Source organism: Anaeromyxobacter sp. SG17 (assembly GCF_022690695.1).
Classification (GTDB): Bacteria; Myxococcota; Myxococcia; order Myxococcales; family Anaeromyxobacteraceae; genus Anaeromyxobacter; species Anaeromyxobacter soli.
Genome location: NZ_JALCYX010000084.1, coordinates 1 through 17,308, shown reverse-complemented (window position 1 = coordinate 17,308; position 17,308 = coordinate 1). Strand labels below are relative to the sequence as shown.

Annotated in this window: 12 protein-coding genes and 2 pseudogenes; 5 read left to right on the top strand and 9 right to left on the bottom strand. The window is 74.5% G+C overall.

What is annotated here, in order from left to right; translation table 11 throughout:
- Both MNY60_RS20625 and MNY60_RS20620 read right to left on the bottom strand, forming a co-directional pair.
- The coding region (locus MNY60_RS20625) for an FHA domain-containing protein (protein ID WP_242361710.1) at window positions 1-431 on the bottom strand (431 nt) is incomplete at its 3' end.
- Window positions 428-2,134, bottom strand: coding sequence for a serine/threonine-protein kinase (locus MNY60_RS20620; RefSeq protein WP_242361708.1), 1,707 nt, complete (start codon window positions 2,132-2,134; stop codon window positions 428-430). The genes MNY60_RS20625 and MNY60_RS20620, both read right to left, overlap by 4 nt.
- A gap of 193 nt (window positions 2,135-2,327) precedes the next feature.
- On the opposite strand from MNY60_RS20620, the gene MNY60_RS20615 reads away from it, so the two are divergent.
- Both MNY60_RS20615 and MNY60_RS20610 read left to right on the top strand, forming a co-directional pair.
- Window positions 2,328-2,540, top strand: coding sequence for a hypothetical protein (locus tag MNY60_RS20615; protein ID WP_242361706.1), 213 nt, complete (start codon window positions 2,328-2,330; stop codon window positions 2,538-2,540).
- 94 nt (window positions 2,541-2,634) lie between these two features.
- Window positions 2,635-3,072, top strand: a complete 438-nt coding sequence (locus tag MNY60_RS20610; RefSeq protein ID WP_242361704.1) for a PAS domain S-box protein — start codon at window positions 2,635-2,637, stop codon at window positions 3,070-3,072.
- On the opposite strand, the gene MNY60_RS20605 is transcribed toward MNY60_RS20610, so the two are convergent.
- Complete coding sequence (locus MNY60_RS20605) at window positions 3,014-3,868, bottom strand: methyltransferase domain-containing protein (protein ID WP_242361701.1); 855 nt, start codon at window positions 3,866-3,868, stop codon at window positions 3,014-3,016. The genes MNY60_RS20610 and MNY60_RS20605 overlap by 59 nt on opposite strands.
- On the bottom strand, window positions 3,859-4,671 hold the full coding sequence (locus tag MNY60_RS20600; protein ID WP_242361698.1) for an alpha/beta fold hydrolase: 813 nt from the start codon (window positions 4,669-4,671) through the stop codon (window positions 3,859-3,861). The genes MNY60_RS20605 and MNY60_RS20600 overlap by 10 nt, the downstream gene beginning before the upstream one ends.
- A 153-nt stretch (window positions 4,672-4,824) precedes the next feature.
- Here MNY60_RS20600 and epmA point away from each other — a divergent pair.
- Window positions 4,825-5,838, top strand: a pseudogene (gene epmA / locus MNY60_RS20595) (EF-P lysine aminoacylase EpmA); the annotation flags it as partial.
- Window positions 5,839-5,965: 127 nt separating this feature from the next.
- On the opposite strand, the pseudogene MNY60_RS20590 reads toward epmA, so the two are convergent.
- The 5 genes and pseudogenes from MNY60_RS20590 to MNY60_RS20570 form a co-directional block, all read right to left on the bottom strand.
- Window positions 5,966-7,164 (bottom strand): annotated as a pseudogene (locus tag MNY60_RS20590) (HNH endonuclease).
- A 696-nt stretch (window positions 7,165-7,860) separates the two neighbouring features.
- On the bottom strand, window positions 7,861-9,639 hold the full coding sequence (locus MNY60_RS20585) for an ATP-binding protein (protein WP_242340946.1): 1,779 nt from the start codon (window positions 9,637-9,639) through the stop codon (window positions 7,861-7,863).
- An 8-nt stretch (window positions 9,640-9,647) separates the two neighbouring features.
- Window positions 9,648-11,792: a cyclic nucleotide-binding domain-containing protein gene (locus MNY60_RS20580; RefSeq protein ID WP_242340947.1), complete on the bottom strand. Its 2,145-nt coding sequence runs from the start codon at window positions 11,790-11,792 to the stop codon at window positions 9,648-9,650.
- Between the two features lie 114 nt (window positions 11,793-11,906).
- A complete protein-coding gene (locus MNY60_RS20575) occupies window positions 11,907-13,073 on the bottom strand; it encodes a class I SAM-dependent rRNA methyltransferase (RefSeq protein WP_242340949.1) in 1,167 nt (388 codons plus the stop codon).
- A gap of 148 nt (window positions 13,074-13,221) precedes the next feature.
- Entirely contained in the window at window positions 13,222-14,067 is an 846-nt protein-coding gene (locus MNY60_RS20570) for an MBL fold metallo-hydrolase (RefSeq protein WP_242340951.1), read from the bottom strand.
- 205 nt (window positions 14,068-14,272) lie between these two features.
- On the opposite strand from MNY60_RS20570, the gene MNY60_RS20565 reads away from it, so the two are divergent.
- Window positions 14,273-15,856: a CotH kinase family protein gene (locus MNY60_RS20565; RefSeq protein WP_242340953.1), complete on the top strand. Its 1,584-nt coding sequence runs from the start codon at window positions 14,273-14,275 to the stop codon at window positions 15,854-15,856.
- A 231-nt stretch (window positions 15,857-16,087) separates the two neighbouring features.
- A partial coding sequence (locus tag MNY60_RS20560; RefSeq protein WP_242361693.1) for a metallophosphoesterase family protein occupies window positions 16,088-17,308 on the top strand: 1,221 nt, incomplete at its 3' end.

The following is a 17,308-nucleotide window of genomic DNA, read 5'->3' as shown; positions in this document are numbered from 1 at the left end:
GGCGTCGCGGGCGCGGGAGGGCGCTGCGCCGCAGGATCCGGGGCGGTGGCCGGGGCCGGGGTCTCGCCGCTCGGCGGGCGCGGCGTGGGCGGCAGCGGCGGCGGCGAGCCGGGGGCCGCCGTGACGGCCTCGCCGAACAGCGCGAGATCGTAGCTCCCGATCTGGACGAGGTCGCCTTCGCGCAGGCGCCGGCGGGAGGTGATCCGCTCGCCGTTGACCCGCGTGCCGGTGAGGCTCCCCAGGTCCTCCACGTGAACGGACCCGCTCGCGCGGAGGAACCGCGCGTGGCGCCGCGAGACGTCGCGATCCGAGAGCCGCACGGCGACGCCCTCGGCGGCGCGGCCGACGACGAGCTCGTCGCCGGTGAACGGCACCGTCGAGCGGGTCCCCGCCTCGTCCTCGACGACGAGCCGCATCGCGCCCGCGGTCACGGCCTCGGCTTGCCTCCGTCGAGGCGCGCGAGCTTGCGCGCGAACTGCGACCCGTCCTTCGCCGGCAGCACCACGAACTGGTCGATCTCGTGGCCCGTGAGCGTGAGGTCGATGCGGTGGCGCTCGTCGAGCCGCACGCCCGGGATCGTGATGGGGGTCTTCCCGGCGGGCCGCTCGTCGAACCGCACCTCGGCGCCGGGCGGATCGCTCTCGACGCGGAGCGCGCCGAACGCCGAGGCGAGCTCGGAGTGCACGCGCGTCACGAGCCGGCCCGGGGTGGGCTGAGTGGCGAGCGTGACTCCGCGGAGCCCCTCGCCGCCGAGCGCGATCTCGTGGGGGCGCGCGAGCCGGACGTCCTCGATCACCGCGGGCGTGGTGAGGCCGGTCGGCGCGCCGTCGAGCGTGACGTCCGCGCCGGGAGGATCGGAGGTCACGACGAGGACGCCCGATCGCAGCCAGGGATCGGCGTAGCGCAGCCCGGCGAAGCCGGCGACCGCCACCACGAGGCCGACGAGGAAGGCGGTGCGCAGCCGGACACCGGCCTTCACGACCGTCCGCGTGCGCGGCGCGCGCGAGGGCGCGCGGCGCGGCTCGGGAGAGGGCGCGGCCTCGACCTGCGGCTCCCAGGCCTTCACCGGGGTCTGCTCGGCCGCGCCCGGGAGCACGCCGGCCGCCGCCGCCGCGTTCGTGAGGACCTTCATGATGAGCGGGTCGTGGGCGCGGGCCGCGCGCTGGCGCTGCACCTTGTCCGCGAACACCGCCTTCATCTGGCTGGCGAGGAGATCCTGGATCGACGAGTGCGGCGTGGGGAACAGCACGTCCACGAGCGCGTCCGCGAACGAGCGGGCGTCGGGGTAGCGGTCGTCGGGATCGTAGGCGAGCGCGCTGGCGACGATCGCGTCGAGGTCCTTCGGCAGCCGGGGGTCGATCGCGGTCGGCGGGACGACCTTCGCCTTGCGCGCCTGGACGAGGGACTCGACGTCGGTGGCCTTCGGGAACGGCTTCTGCTTCGTGAGGAGCTCGTAGAGGAGGATCCCCGCCGCGAAGAGGTCGACGCGGTGGTCCCAGCGCTTCTCGAGCGAGGCCTGCTCGGGCGCGACGTACCCGAGCTTCCCCATCAGCATCCCCTCCTTGTAGTTGGAGAGGTTCGTCGCGGCGCGCGCGATGCCGAAGTCGAGGAGCTTCACCTCGCCCTCGTACGACACGAGCGCGTTGTCCGGGGAGACGTCGCAGTGCACGATGCGGAGCGGGTTGCCCTGGCCGTCGGTCTTCCGGTGCGCGTAGTCGAGGCCCTGCAGGAGCTGCAGGACGAGGAACATCGCCTGCTCGGGCGTGAGCTGCGTGCCGGCCTTGGCGAACGCGGCCATCATCTCCTTGAGGGAGACGCCGTTCACGAGCTCCATCGAGATGAAGAAGTTCCCCTCGAAGCTGCCGCACTCGTAGATCTGCGCGATGTTCGAGTGCGTGAGCTGGACGGTCAGCTTCGCCTCGTTCACGAGCATCTTGATGAAGCCCTGATCCTGCGCTCGCGCGGGCAGGATCCGCTTCACCACGAGCTCCTTCTCGAAGCCGCCGGCCCCTGGGACGCGCGCCCGGTAGATCTCGGCCATCCCCCCCACGGCGAGCCGTTGCAGGAGGAAGAACTTGCCGAAGAGGTGCGGCTTGAAGTCGGCGCCGCTCGCCTGGGGTGCGGCCTGGGGCACGATCCCGCGGATGTTAGCCCGCGCCCCCGCAGGGCCACAAGGCGGGCGACCGCGGGACGTGGCGGCGACCCCTCTCACGCTGCGTGAGGCGCGCGCCCCGGGCGCGGCGCGCGGGGTGTAGTGCGTCCGCGCACGAGCGTCTCCAAGGTGGATGTGCGGCCGCCACGCGATGGCGGCGGAGAGCGAGGACCCGATGGCCGAGAGCCGCGAGAGCCGCGACGCGAACGACCCGCGCGACCAGCTGCGCGCGTTGAACAAGGCGGAGCGAGCCGAGTTCGAGGCCGAGGAGCAGGGAGACACGGGCGGCGGCGAGCACGCCAGCCCCGGCGAGCGGGCGCGGCTCGCGGCGGAGCGCGAGGCGGGCGGACCGGGCGCACCCGGCTCCGCCGGAGCGCGCAAGCCATAGCGGGGCGCCGGCTCTGGGGCGTCACCCATCGGGCCGGCGGGCGTCGCCTCCGTGCGGCGCGGGCGGCGGGCTAAGCTCGCGCGACGGAGGCACCATGGACGACCCTGGGTTCGCCGCGCTCGCGGCGCGGATCATCGAGGAGACGGGTGACGCCGTCCTGTTCGCGGATCGCGACGGCGTGCTGCGGCTGTGGAATCGCGGCGCGGAGCGGATGTTCGGGTGGAGCGCGGCGGAGGTCATCGGGAAGTCGATGGACCTCATCATCCCCGAGCGGCTCCGCGCGCGGCACTGGGACGGCTGGAACCGCGTCATGGAGACGGGCGTCACCCGCTACGGCACGGAGGTGCTGGCGGTCCCGGCGATCCGCAAGGACGGGCAGACGATCTCGATCGAGTTCACGATCCAGCTCATCCGCGATGCGTCGGGGCACATCCTGGGGCCGTCGGCGGTGATCCGCGACGTGACCGCCCGCTTCAAACGGGAGAAGGAGCTGCGAGCGCGCCTGAAGGAGCTCGAGGCGACGCGGACGTAGCCGCCGGCCGCCGGGCGATCGCGTACAGCACGTGGTAGGTCGCGGGCACGCCGCCCGGGCCCCCGTGCCGCTCCTCGTAGCGCCGGATCGTCTCGAGCGTGGCGCGCCGCCCCGAGAGCCCGGTGCGGCCGGGCACGGCGCTCGTCGCGCCCACCGCCTTGAGGGCGCGGAGCACCGCGCGCGCGTCCGCGTGGCGCTCGACGAGCTCCTCGTCGCGCGTGGCCTCCAGCGTGAGCCCCGCCGCCCCGAGCGCGCGCGCGAGCTCCTCGAGCGCGAGGAAGCGGTGCACCGGCGCGGGGCTCCCGGCGGAGGCGTCGCGGAAGGCCTCGCGGAGCTCGAAGAGGGTGCGCTCCCCGAAGAGCGCGACGCACAGGACTCCGCCCGGCGCGAGGACCCGGCGCGCCTCCTCGAGCGCGGTCGTCACGCGCGGCAGCCACTGGAGCGTGGAGGTGGTCACCACGAGATCGAACGCGCCGTCGCGGAACGGGAGCGCCTCCGCGTCCGCCGCCGCCACCCCCGCCCGCGGGGCGGCGCGGCGCGTGGCGCCGCACATGCCGGGCGCGAGATCCACGGCCGCGGCGGCGAGCCCGGGCCTCGCGGCGAGGAGCCGGGAGAGGAGCGCGCCCGTGCCGGCGCCCACGTCGAGCACGCGGCGCGCGCCCGGCGCCGCGGCGGCGAGGAGCGCCAGCACCTGGTCCTGCACGGCGCGCTGCACCTCGGCCCGGGCGTCGTAGGACGCGGCGGAGCGTGAGAAGGCGGCGCGGACGCGCCGCTTGTCGACCGGGTTCAGGCGCATGCGGCGAGGAGCGGCGCGAGCGCGGCGGCGAACGCGTCCGGGCGCGAGAGGAAGGGGGCGTGGCCCGCCCCGGGGATGACGGCGAGGTGCGCGCCGGGCAGCGCCCCGGCGAGCGCGCGTCCCGCGCCCGGCAGGCAGACCGGGTCGCGCTCGCCGTGGACGACGGCGACCGGCACGTCGAGGGCGCCGAGCGCGCCGCGCAGGTCCGCGGCGGCGAGCACGTCGAGCCCGGCGCGGAGCGCGGCGGGGGAGGGCAGGGGCGTCCGCGCCCGGAGGGCGGCGGCGCGGGCCGCGGCGCCCGCGTCGAGCTCGCCCGGCACGAACATGCCCTCGTGGAAGCGCGCGGCGGCGCGGGCGGGGTCGCGCTCCACGTGGCGCGCGAGCGCCGCGAGCGTGCGCGCGGGGAGGCCGTGCGGCCAGCCTTCGCCCTCGGTGAAGCGCGGGGTGGCCGAGACGAGCGCGAGCCCCGCGATCCGCCCGCGCAGGCGCGGCAGCGCGGCGAGCGCCGCCTGCGCGCCGAGCGACCAGCCGAGGAGCACCGCGCGCTCGAGGGCGAGGGCGTCGAAGGCCGCCACGAGATCGCTCGCGAGCTCGGCGAGCGTGAAGGGCGCGCCCGCCTGGGAGCGGCCGTGGCCGCGCAGGTCCGGCGCGAGCGCGCGGCGGCCGGCGAGGAGCGCGGGCGGGAGCGCGTCGAGGAGCCAGCGGCCGGACAGGGACCAACCGTGAACGGCGAGGAGCGCCGGCCCCTGGCCTTCGTCCTCGCAATGGAGGGTGAGGCCCGGTCTGTCGAGGAAGGACGGCATCTCGCGCGAGCGGAGGGGGAGTATCGCGAGGGGCGACGGGATCGTCAACCGGGCAGGGCGGAGAGGTTGACGAGGGAGGAAGGTCGGGGTCGGGGTCGGGGATCGGGATCGGCGGTTCCCCTCGGCACGCCGACGCGCGCGCGGTTACTCTCCCCGCGCATGTCCGTCTCCCGACGCGATCGCGCCCGCCAGCGCGCCCGGCTCGCCGCCGAGGTGCGCCGGTTCCTCGGCGGCCTCGGCTACGAGGAGGTGGAGACGCCCACCCTCGTGCCTGCGCCCGGCATGGAGCCGCACCTGTCGCCCTTCGAGGCGCCCTTCGTGCCGGAGGGCGGGGGAGCGGCGCGGCCGCTCTGGCTCATCACCAGCCCCGAGTACGCCATGAAGCGGCTCCTCGCCGAGGGCTTCCCGCAAATCTTCCAGCTCTCGCGCGTGTTCCGGAACGGCGAGATCTCGCGCACGCACAACCCCGAGTTCACGATGCTCGAGCTCTACCGGGCGGGCACCGACTACGAGGGCGTGATGCAGGACCTCGAGCGGCTCCTGGAGGCGTGCGCGCGCGCGGTCGCGGGGGGCACCCGCGTCACCCGCGGCGGGCGCGCCATCGACCTCGCCGCCCCCTTCCCGCGCACCACCGTCGCGGACGCGTTCCGTCGCCACGCCGGCGTGGACCTCGCGGCCTGCGGGGGCGACGCCGGCCGGCTCGCCGCCGCGGCCCGCGCCGCGGGACACGACCCCGGACCGCCCGGCGAGGGGTTCGACGACGTGTTCTTCCGCGTGATGCTCGACGCGGTCGAGCCACGGCTCGGCGTGGAGCGGCCCGAGTACCTCGTCGACTGGCCCGCCTCGATGGCCGCGCTCTCCCGGGTGAAGCCGGACGACCCGCGCTGGGCCGAGCGCTTCGAGCTCTACGCGGGCGGGCTCGAGCTCGCGAACGGCTTCACCGAGCTCACCGACGCGGTGGAGCAGCGCGCGCGGCTCGTGGAGGAGCAGGCGCTCCGGCGCGCCCTGGGGCGCCCGGTGTTCCCGCTCGACGAGCCGTTCCTCGAGGCGGTGGGCCGCATGCCCCCCGCGGGCGGCGTCGCGGTCGGGTTCGACCGCCTGCTCATGCTCGTCGCCGGCGCCGAGGCGATCGAGGACGTGCTGCTCTTCCCCGCGCGCGATTTCTGACGGGGGCTGCGCTTTGAGGATTCGTCACATCTTCGGCTGCTGACCGACGGAGGCGGCACTGGTCGGCCGAGCGGCGCACCGCGCGCTCCGGTTCGGCATCGGCGCGTTGCCCGTGCGCGGCAGCGGATCACGGCGCCCACATTCCCAGCTGCATGACCGGACGCAGAGGTGCCACGTCAGCGTGCGCGGGCGGCGTCGGCCCGTCGCTCGACTCTCGCCGGAAGCGATCCATGTGCTCGCGCCCGAAGCTCCTCTCTGCGTGAAGCAGATTGTGAGCTCGGCAGGCGAGCCGAAGGTTGTCGATCGTCGATGGTCCCCCGAGGGAGGCGGGTTGAATGTGGTCGAGCTCGAGCTTCCAGCGGCTCTTGCAGCGGCAGCCGTCCGGGCCGACCCAGGCGCAGCGCCCGCCGTCGCGCTTCCACACGGCGCGGCGCACTATCGCCGGGATCGTGGTCCTCCCCTCCGAAGGCTTCGCCGCGGCCGCCGTCCCGGCCTGCTCAGCCGTGGCCTGCTTCGCGCCCTTCGTCTCCCGCTCCGGCGCGACCGCGCCCTTGCGCTTGCCGTGCTTCTCGATGGCGCAGCGGATCGCCTCGCGGAGCACCGCCGCGAGGTCACCGTCCGGGACCTTGTGCGACAGGAGCGAGCGGAGCGTCTCGAGGTCCTCCTTGCAGGCACGGTCGAGGGTGACGCGGAGCGACCATTGGCTCTCCGAGACGGCGAGCGTCTCGGCCCGTCGCTTCACCTGCGCGACGGGGGGCGGGGGCGCCGGCAGCGAGCCGGCGGTGGGACCGGGGCCGAGGGTCGGCTCCGCAGGGCCGGGTGCGGTAGCCGCCTCGGCCCGCTCGGCCTGCGGGAGCTCTAGCGCTGCGCTCACCACGGCGGGCGCGCGTTCGGTGAGCTTGCGAAGGCCAGCACGCGGAGCGGTGCGCGCCTGGATGGAGGCGACGAGGTGCTCGACCTCGGCCCGGGTCCGGAAGGCGGCGCGAGCGAGGAGGTCGTCCACGTTCTGCTCCGTGAGCACCTGGCCGAGGAGCGCCACGGTGGAGAGGCAAAGACGCCCATCGCGCAGCGGAGCTTCCAGGATCGGGAAGCGGCGCAGCACCCGCATCGCCTGGATGCGCCGGCCGGCGGCGCCCTCCCGGAGGTGGAGCGCCTCCAAACAGTACGCCCAGAGGGACGCATGGCCGATCTCGACGAAGGCGCGGCGCCGATCGAATTCGTCGAGGTGCAGGAGGAAGTCGACCTGGACGTTCCGTTCCTCCCCGGCGAGCGCAGGCGCAGGGCGAGGACGTTCGACTCGAGAGCAGCGGGAGTGAGCGCAGACATGGGGATGCACCTCCAGTACACCCTTCGTAGCACGCGATTTTCGAAGCTCCGGGGACGCTCCAGGCTCGGGTCTGTGCGGCGTTCTCCGGCGCACCCTCGTCGTTGCCCCAAGGCGATCGGCGCGCGCTTCACGCGCGAGAAGCGTGCGCGAGAGTAGCCTTCCCGCGCCGCCCGTATGCCTGAGCGCAATCGGGGCGAGAAGGCGTCAATGGGGAATGTTTCACCCACCGCAACTGGGACGCCCCGCCTAGCGCGAGGAGAGCCGCGACACCGGCCGGCGCTACCGCTGGCGATAGCTGTCACCATAGGTGAATACGGTCGACCTCCCACGACGCTCCAGCCCGCGCTCCGGGGCGAGCTGCGGAGGCGCCTTCGAGAAGTCCGCGCGCACCCCGCGCGAAGTCACTCCGTCGCCCCTCGACACGACGAGACGCTCCCCTGCTCCGCCGCCTTCCCGCGTTCATCGGGGTCGAGCACGAGCGCGTGCGCGGACCCCGTCGATGCCCGAATCCGACATGCGCACGGAAGCCGTGGTCGAACCACCCGCCGCTCGTCCGGCGAGTTGCACTTGTCATGAATGATGAGGGCTGCGCCCCCCACCCCTGCTCGCCGGGTCCCTTGCGCCAACGCGATCGGCTTCGCCGATTCCGCTTCGGCGCCGCTTCGCTCGCCTGTTCGGGAATCACCCTCCCGCGCTCAGTGCGCGGACGCGGGGTCCAGGGCGCCGTGGCCTGGGCGGGCGCAGAGCGGCCGGAGCGGCAGCTCGACCTGGAACGTGGAGCCCTTCCCCGGCGCGCTCTCGACGCGGATGGTGCCGCCGTGAGCCTCCACGATCCGCCGCACGATGTAGAGCCCGAGCCCGAGCCCGCCGTAGTTGCGGGACGAGACCGCCCGCTCGAAGCGCTCGAAGATCTGCGGCTGATCCGACGCGGAGATCCCGATGCCCTGATCGCGGACCACGAGCACCGCGCCGGTGGCGGAGGGGCCGTAGCTCACCTCGACGGGCTTCCCGGCCCCGTACTTCACGGCGTTCGAGAGCAGGTTCGTCACGACCTGCGAGAGCCGCAGCCGGTCCCAGGCGCCGCGCACCGGCGTGCCCGAGGCGGAGAGCGTCGAGCCCGTCTGCGAGGCCTCGTCCTCGAGCTGGGCGAGCGCGTCCGTCACCACCGCCCCGAGCTCCACCTCCTCGAGGTCGAGGTCCAGCTTCCCCATGTGGATGCGCGAGACGTCGAGCAGCGCCGCGACGAGCTTCTCGAGCCGCTGTCCCTGCCGCTCCGCAGCCCCGAGGACGCGCTCCACGTGCTCGGGCGGGAGCCGCTCGAGCGCCTCGCGCGAGGTGACCCGCCGCATGTTCCCGAGCGCGAGGCGGAGCGCCGTGAGCGGGGTGCGCAGCTCGTGCGAGGCGATGGAGAGGAACTCGTCGCGCGCCGCGACCGCGTTCTGCGCGTCGGAGTAGAGCCGCGCGTTCTCGATCGCCTGCGCGGCGCGGTGGGCGAGGTCCTCGAGCAGAGCCTCGTCGTCCGCGGTGTACGGCGCGCCGCCTGCGTCGCGCATGAGCGTGATGTGGCCGAACACCTCGTGGCGCTGGGCGAGCGGCGCGATGAGCAGGCTCGTCACGCCCTCGAGGTAGGGCCAGTACTCCGGCTTCATCTCGTTGCGCACCCTCTCCTGGGAGAGCGCAGGGATGCGCAGCGTCCGCCCGGTCGCGAGCGGGCCCGCGGTGATGCCCTCGTCGGTCCGCTGCGGGGCGGCGGCGATGATGCGCCGGCGCAGCGCGGCCCGCTCCGGGGAGGGGTGGTAGACCGCGACCGGGACGAGCCAGTTGCCGTCCGGCGAGACGACGCGGATGAGCGCCCCGTCGCCGATGAGCTCGCACAGCCGGCGCGCGACGGTGTCGAGGGTCGTCTTGTAGTCGAGGCCGGAGGCGAACACCCGCGACGCCTCCGCGAGCGCCTCGAGCCGCTTCGCCTGCGCCCGCAGCGCGACCTCCGCCTGCGTCCGCTCGGTGATGTCGAGGCCCGTCGCCACGATGGCCCGGACCTCGCCGGCCTCGTCGAGCAGCGACGCGTTGCTCCAGGACACGAGCCGGCGCTGCCCGTCGCGCGCGATCCAGTGGTTCTCGTGCGTGGTGGTGGCCCGGCCGGCGCGGAGCGCGTCGAGGGTGGCCCGGACCCCGTCCCGCTCCTCGGGGAGGATGAGGTCCCACAGCGACCGGCCCAGCATCTCCTCCGCGGAGTACCCCGTCGCGCGGGCGCAGGCGGCGTTCCAGCGGCGGACGTAGCCCTCGCGATCGAGCACCACCACGAGCGCGCCGGTCCGGTCGATGACCGCCTCCGCGAGCGCGCGCTCGTCGACGAGCTCGTCGAGCTCCGTGCGCAGCGCCGCCGCGTCCTCCGGGGCGCACGCGCGCGCGGTCTCCTCCACGAGCTCGCGGAAGCGGCGGAGACGGCGCGAGTCGCTGCCGTTGAAGGGCATCCCGGCCCTCAGTACTCGAACCCGCTCCCGCCGATGAACTCGCGCAGGAGCGAGGTGGGCGGGACGTGGTCGGGGTAGATGGAGACGAAGCGATCGACGAGGTAGCGGAGCCGGTGGGCGGTCGGGTAGGCGGCGTGGTTGGGGGGCACCTCCAGGAGGTACCGCTCGGCGAAGACCTTCAGGACGGCGGGCTCGTACACGAGCGACGAGTCGAACACCGCGTCCGCCTCGTGCTGGTGCGGGAAGATGTGCTCCCGCTCGCCGGCCTGCACCGAGGGCCAGCGCAGGATGTTCTCCGCCGCCCCGTACCCGCGGCGGTGGCGGTCGCGCACGATGCGCCGGAGGAGCCGCAGGTCCGTCGCGGACGTGCGCGTGAGCCGGTCGAAGGGCAGGGTGGTGGCGGGGTGGATGAACACCCGGTAGAGCGAGCCCGCCGGCGGGATGTCGTCGAGCAGGCGCGGGTCGAGGCCGTGGATGCCCTCGACGAGGAGCACGTCGCGGGGGCGGAGCTGGATGACCGGGCCGCCGTCCGGGTGGCTCGTGCCGGTGAGGAAGTCGTAGCGCGCGGTGCGCACCGGCTCGCCGGCGATGAGGCGGCGGACGTGGTCCTGGAGGAGCGGGAGGTCGATCGCCTCGAGCGCCTCGAAGTCCCACTCGCCCGCGTCGTCGCGCGGGGTGCGCTCGCGGTCCACGTAGTAGTCGTCGAGGCCGAGCGCCACCGGGTTCACCCCGTCGATCTGGAGCTGGACGGTGAGGCGCTTGATGAAGGTCGACTTGCCCGACGAGGACGGGCCCGCGATGGCGATGACCCGCAGGCGGTCGCGGCGGGTCGCGATGGCGTCGGCGATCTGGCCGATGCGCTTCTCGTGGAAGCCCTCGGCCACCCGGATGAGCTGCGACACCTGGCCGGAGATGCACAGGTCGTTGAAGGCGCCGACGCTCGTCACCCCGAGCGCCTCGAGCCAGCGCTGGTGCTCCGCGACCATCCCGCCGTCGCGGGAGGGCTGCCCGCGGCGCGCCGCTCCGCCGCGGTGGCCGTTGCGCGGATCGCGGTCGCCGAGATCGAGCGCGAGCCCCTCCTCGGCGGGCTCGAGCCGGAACCCGCGCACCGCGCCGGTGGACGGGAGGAGAGGGCCCATCGAGAGCGCGTACAGCTCGCCGCACGAGACGAGCCGCACCGTGGCCTGCCGTCGAACGCGCAGGAGCCGGGCCGCGTCCTCCCACCCGCGCTCCGCGAAGTACGCGGCGGCCTCGTCGGTCGGCCAGTACTCGAGCCGGAAGGGCGCGTCGGCCTGGGCGAGGCGCGCCATCTGCTCCGCGAGGCGCGCGGCGTACGCCGGCCGCTCCGCGGGCTCGAGGCCGTGGACCAGGACGACCTGCCGCGTCCCGCGCGACGGGCCCATGCGGACGGCGAGCGCGGGCGCGAGCTGGTGCGCCGCCTCGAGCAGGAGGAGCCCGACCGAGTGGGCGTAGATGGTGCGCCCTTCCCAGTGACGGAGGGTGAGCGGCGCGACCGTGGTGTCGGTGAAGACCGGGGTCGCGAGCGAGACCGGCTTGTGCGCGAGGAGCCCGCCGACGACGAGCGCGCCGTCGAGCTCGGCCGGGAGCAGCTCCGCGAGGCGGGTCCCGGTGCGGACGTGCCGGACCTCGCCGAGGAGGTGCACCGTCACCTCGGGCGCGCGCGGCAGCGAGCGGCCGCGGAGCAGGAGCCCCATCTCGCCGGTCACGCGCCGGAGCTCCTCCGAGAGCGCCGCCGCGAGGGCGGTCGCGAGCTTGGCGGCGAGGGCCGGGTCGTCGCGGACGAGCGCGTCCCAGCCGCGCGCCGAGAGCCGCGCCACCGTGAGCGGGGTCTCCGCCGTGACGGTCTCGCCGCGGTGGTCCGCCGAGAGCGGCGCGAGCTCGCCGAAGTGGTCGCCGGGCCCCAGGCGCCGGAGCGGCAGGTCGGCGCTGCGGAGCGTGGCGGCCCCCTCCAGCACGAGGTCGAGGCCTCGCCCGGCGTCGGCGTCCGCGTGCACCCGCGTGCGGGCCGGGACCGTGACGAGCTCGGCGCGGGCGAGCAGCCGGGCGCGCTCGGCCGCGTCGAGGCGTGCGAGGAGCGGCGCGCGGGCGAGCGCGTCGAGCGGGCCGGTGCCGAGCTCATCGGGCCGGATCATTCCGGGCGCGTCTCCTCCGAGAGAGGTGCGGCTGGAGATCCTACCCCGCCGCGCGCCCGCGCCGATAGGAGGTCCTGCGCCCGGCGAGCGCCCGCGCGGGGCCTTCGCGTAGCGTCAAACCACCCGCAGGACGAAGCACTTCAGGTACCGCGTCTCGGGGACGCCGAGCAGCACGGGGTGGTCGCGGCCCGCGCCGCGGCGCTCGAGGAGCTGCACGCGCCGCCCCGCGTCGTTCGCGGCGTCGAGGACGAGCTCCTCGAGCATCGCCTCGGCCAGGTGGTAGCTGCACGAGGCGGTCACGAGGATCCCGCCCGGCTTGAGGATCTGGATCGCCCGGAGGTTCACCTCCTTGTAGCCGCGCCGCGCCGCGGCGAGGGCGTCCTTGTTCTTCGCGAAGGCAGGGGGGTCGAGCACGACCAGGTCGTAGGCGGGCGGCTCCTCGGCGCGGTCGCGCAGGTAGTCGAACGCGTTCGCCTCGACGACCTCGACGTTCGCCGCCCGGTTCAGCGACACGTTCTCGCGCAGGAGCCCCGCGGCGGTGGGCTGCATCTCGACGGCCGTGACCTGCTCGGCGCGCAGGGCGAGCTGCAGCGCGAACCCGCCCGCGTAGCTGAAGCAGTCGAGGCACCGGCCGCGCGCGTACTCGCCGGCGCGCAGGTGGTTCTCGCGCTGGTCGAGGAACGCGCCGGTCTTCTGCCCGGCGAGGAGGTCGATGCGCATGCGCACCGCGCCCTCGGGGTAGACGACCGGGCCCGGCGCCTCCCCGCGCAGCACGCCCTTCACCTGGGCGAGCCCCTCGAGCTCGCGGACGCGCACGTCGTTCCGCTCGACGATCGTCCGTACGCCGAGCGCCCCGGCGACGAGCTCGGCGAGGAGCGCCTTGCGCCGGTCGGTCGCGGGGACGAGCGTCTGCAGCACCGCGGCGTCGCCGTACCGATCGACCACGAGGCCGGGCAGGAGATCCGCCTCGCCGTGGACGACTCGGACGAATCGCTCGTCGCCGAACGCGCGCCGGCGCAGGTCCACCGCCGCCTCGAGCCGCTCGGCGAGGAACGCCTCGTCCACCGGCACCTCGTCGCGCGTGACGATGCGCAGCGCGATCTTGGAGCGCGCCGACCAGAACGCCTTCGCGAGGAAGCGGCCGCGGCCGTCCACCACCGCGACGACGTCGCCAGCCTCGGCCGCGGGCAGCTTCTCCACGTCCGCGCGGTAGATCCACAGGTGCCCGGCGGCGAGGCGCTCGGCGCCCCGGCGGCTGACGGTGACCTTCTGCTCTTCCATTCGTCGGGCTCCTCCGGCCAGAAAGCCGGAGACCCTTACCCGAGGTGAGCGCGCCGCGCCAGCGTCGCGCGGCTCGCGCGAGCCCGGCCGGAGCCGGCCGAGGCCGCGCCGGAGCGGCCCGCGGAGCGCGCCGTCGCGCGGCCCGGCGTCAAAGCTCCACCGCCTCGTGGAACACCGGCTGCCCCGCCTCCTCGCGCAGCCGGCACCCCGCCATGAGCGGATCGTGCTCGAACACCAGCACGCCTTCGTCCTCGAGCACCTCGGCGAGGAGCACCTTCTTCTCCTCCACGGTGGTGACCGGGAACAGGTCGTACCCCATCACCCAGCTCGGCCGGAGGTGCGCGTGCGTCGGGATGATGTCGCCGCAGAACACGAGGTGCGTGCCCTCCCCGCGGAACCGCGGGAGCTGCTGCCCGACGGTGTGGCCCTCGGAGAGGATGAGGTCCACGTCGGGGAAGGGCGACTCGTCGCCGTCGATGAGGTGGAGCCGGTTCGAGTGCTGCAGCAGCGCGAAGTCGTCGGGCAGGAAGCTCCCCGCGTCGCGGTCGGACGGCGCGTGTGCCCACAGCCAGTTGCGCCGCTGCAGGTGGTACGTCGCCCGCGGGAAGGACAGCTCGAGCCGGCCGCCCGCGCCGCGCCGGGTCGTGCCGCCGGCGTGATCGAAGTGCAGGTGGGTGAGGAGGACGTCCGTGACGTCGTCGCGCGAGAGGCCGAGCCGGGCCAGCCCGGCGTCGAGCCCTCCGGCGGAGCGATCGATCGCGTAGATGTCGGAGCGCTTCGGGTCCCACTTGTCGCCCAAGCCGTCGTCCACGACGATGACGCGGCGCGCGTCCCGGTCGATCGCGACGAGGCAGCGCGCGGCGAGCCGGATCCGGTTCCGCGCATCCGGGGCGAGCTTCTTCTCCCACAGTGGCCGGGGGACGATCCCGAACATCGCCCCCCCGTCGAGCGCGAACCAGGCGTCGACCACGGTGGTGATGTCGTAGCGGCCCATGCGCACGGGACGAACCTACGCGGCCGTGGCCGGAGCGGCTACTTCTTCACCCCGCCGTGCGCCCGCCTCCGGGTCGCGCTCCCCGGTGGGCGGCCCGCCGCCCACGCCGGGTGCACCGTCCGAGGCGCCGCCGGGTCGGCTCCCAGTCGAGCAGGTGCGCCCTGCGCGGCGCCGCTCCACGGTGAGCGGAGAGGCCGGAGGTAGCATGACCCGACGGAAGGCCACCCTGCTCGCGGCCACCGCCCTGCTCGCGCTATCGGCGGCGTGCAGCTCCCCTCCCATCCACGACACCTCGGACGGCGACGGCCTCCCGATCGTTCCGCCGCCGCCTCCTCCTCCACCTCCGCCTCCGCCCACCTCGTGCGGGATGAAGATCACCGGACCCGCCTGGATCCTGGAGGGCGACGCGCTCCGGCTCACGGTCGCCTGCTCGGGCAACGAGCCCCTGCCCGCCTCGTCGGTGCTCGAGGGCTTGCCCGCAGGAGCGCTGCTCGACCTCGCGGCCGGGACCATCTCCTGGAAGACCGGGCTGGCCGATGCGGGCGTGTACGACGTCGTCGTGCGCGTGCCCGGCGACGGGGAGGCGCTCCTCCGCGTGGGCGTGGCCGATCGGTGGGACGCGCCCGGGAACGCTCCGCCCGACCCCGCCCGCTACACCGAGGAGTACGGACTGCCCGTCTTCCACCTGCGCGTCGACGGCACCGTGAACTTCACCACCTACGTGCCGGCCTCGCTCACCTACCGCGGCCGGACCCGCGGCATCGAGGTGAAGTACCGCGGCACGCGCTCCGCCGACTTCCCGAAGAAGAGCTACACGCTCTCGTTCCCCGACACCGCCCAGTTCTCGGATCCGCTGCTCGGCTTCCCCGCGCGGAAGAAGCTCCTGCTCGTCACGACGTTCGACGACGTGACGCAGATCCGCGATCGGCTGGCGCTCGGGCTCTGGAGGCGCGTCGCCGACCGGCCCATCGACGTCCGCACGGCCAGCGCCGTGCTCTACGTGAACGGCGAGTACCGCGGCGTCTACATGATGAGCGAGAAGATCGGCGGGCAGGTGCTGAGCGAGCACGGGCTCGACGGCGACGGGAACCTGTACCAGTCGAAGACGAACCTCGCGAACTTCTACGCGACCAGCAACGAGGGCCAGCCGAAGCTCACCTGGCACGACGGCTACGAGAAGGAGGAGGGCACGCCGCTGCAGGGCGAGCCCGGCGCCTTCGACGAGCTCGACGCCCTCGTCCAGCTCGTCGCGACCGCTGACGACGCGACGTTCGCGGCGCGCCTCGCGGCCGTGGCCGACGTCGACGAGCTGCGCGACTGGTGGGTGATGGTGATGCTCGCGCGCTCCTCCGACTGCGCCCGGAAGAACGTCTTCCTCTTCCACGACCCCGCCGGCGGTCCATGGCGCGCGACGATCTGGGACTACGGCGCGAGCCTGGGCCAGGAGTGGCAAACCAAGCACCAGGCGGCGGACTCGGGCGAGGAGTTCGTCTGGGAGAACGGCCTCTTCCGGCGGCTCCTCGCGCCGCCGTTCGCCGCCGGCACGCGCGCGCGGCTGGGCGCCGCGGTGCGCGAGCGGGTCCCCGTCGCGGACGTGCTCGCCGCGTTCGACACGCTCGCCGCGCAGACCGAGGCCGCCGGGGCGCGCGACGAGGCGCGCTGGCGTGACGCGCAAGCCGCGTTCTTCGCGCGAGAGGGGCGGGTGGGCTGGCCGTCGCGCGAGGAGGAGCTCGCGTACACCCGCGGCTGGATCGCGGCGCGCTGGGCGTATCTGGCCGGTCGCTACTGAAGTGCTGCCCCCTGAGCCTGCGACGCATCCCTCGCTCGACTCGAGCGGTGATGCGCTCTGCCATCGCGGGCGATTGCATGCGACTCGAGAGATCGGGGACCGCTGCCTCCCCTCGGAGGAGGGAACCGCTCGTGGCCTCTCACGCGCCAGGGGATGTTTCCCGGCCGGGCGGGCGTTCGAACCGGGACACGGGTGATCGGGCGAGGTCCCGCTCTCCCGTCCGGAGGTCGGATGAATGCACGGGTTTTCCTCCTTCTGCCTACCCTTCTGGCTGCGGCGCCCGCGCTCGCGGCACCGTCGCAGATCCACCTCGGCTGGCAGGGGCCGACCGACACCACGATGACCGTCGCCTGGCGCTCCAGCGAGCCCACCGGCGCGGTCGAGTACGGGGGCGACACCGGCTACGGCCAGACGCAGGCTGCGGCGTCGGTCGCGTACCAGGGATCGTACCTGCACGAGGCGCAGCTCACCGGCCTCTCCGCGGGGACCGCCTATCACTTCCGGTGCGGCAGCGCGGCGAGCTGGTCCGCGGATCGCACGTTCACGACGGGACCGACGCCCTCGGCGAGCGCGAGCTTCCGCTTCGCCGCCTTCGGCGACAGCCGTACGGACGACGCCGCGCGCGCGCAGGTGCGCGCGGCCGTGCAGCGGTCCCAGCCGGCGTTCTCGATCGACTCGGGGGACCTCGTCGAGAGCGGCGGGACGCAGTCCCTCTGGGACGGGTGGTTCACGACGATGGAGCCCCTCGTCTCGACGACTCCGTTCGTGTCCGCCGCCGGAAACCACGACATCGGCGGCGGCCTCTTCTTCGCGCAGCTCGCGCTGCCGCGCCACGCGCCGAGCGCCGCCGGCTACGAGGACGAGGCGTACTCCTCGTTCGACTACGGCAACACCCACTTCGTCGTGCTCTTCACCGAGCCCGCCGGCACGGCCGGCGACGCCCAGGACCAGTGGCTCGAGGCCGACCTGGCGCGCGCGGCGAGCAACCCCGACATCCGCTGGACGGTGGTCGCGTTCCACCGCCCGCCGTACTCCTCCGGCGAGCACGGCAGCGACACGGGGCTGCGCCAGCGGTGGGGCCCCATCTTCGAGAAGTACGGCGTGGATCTCGTGCTGAACGGCCACGATCACGACTACGAGCGCAGCCGGCCGATGGTGGGAGGACAGCCCGCAGACGGCGGCGTGACGTACGTCGTGACCGGCGGCGCGGGCGCGCCGCTCTACACGGTGGGTGCGAGCGACTTCACCGCGTTCTCGCGCGCGACACACCACTTCGTCGAGGTGGACGTGACGGCGAACACGCTCACGCTCGAGGCGCGGGACGTGGACGGCAACGCGTTCGACTCCGTGACGCTCACGCACCCCTCGCCGCTCGCCGAGACCCCCGCGACGCCGGGGCCGACGCCGGGCGGGTCGGGGCAGACCGACACGCCGGCCCCGCCGGCCGCGGGC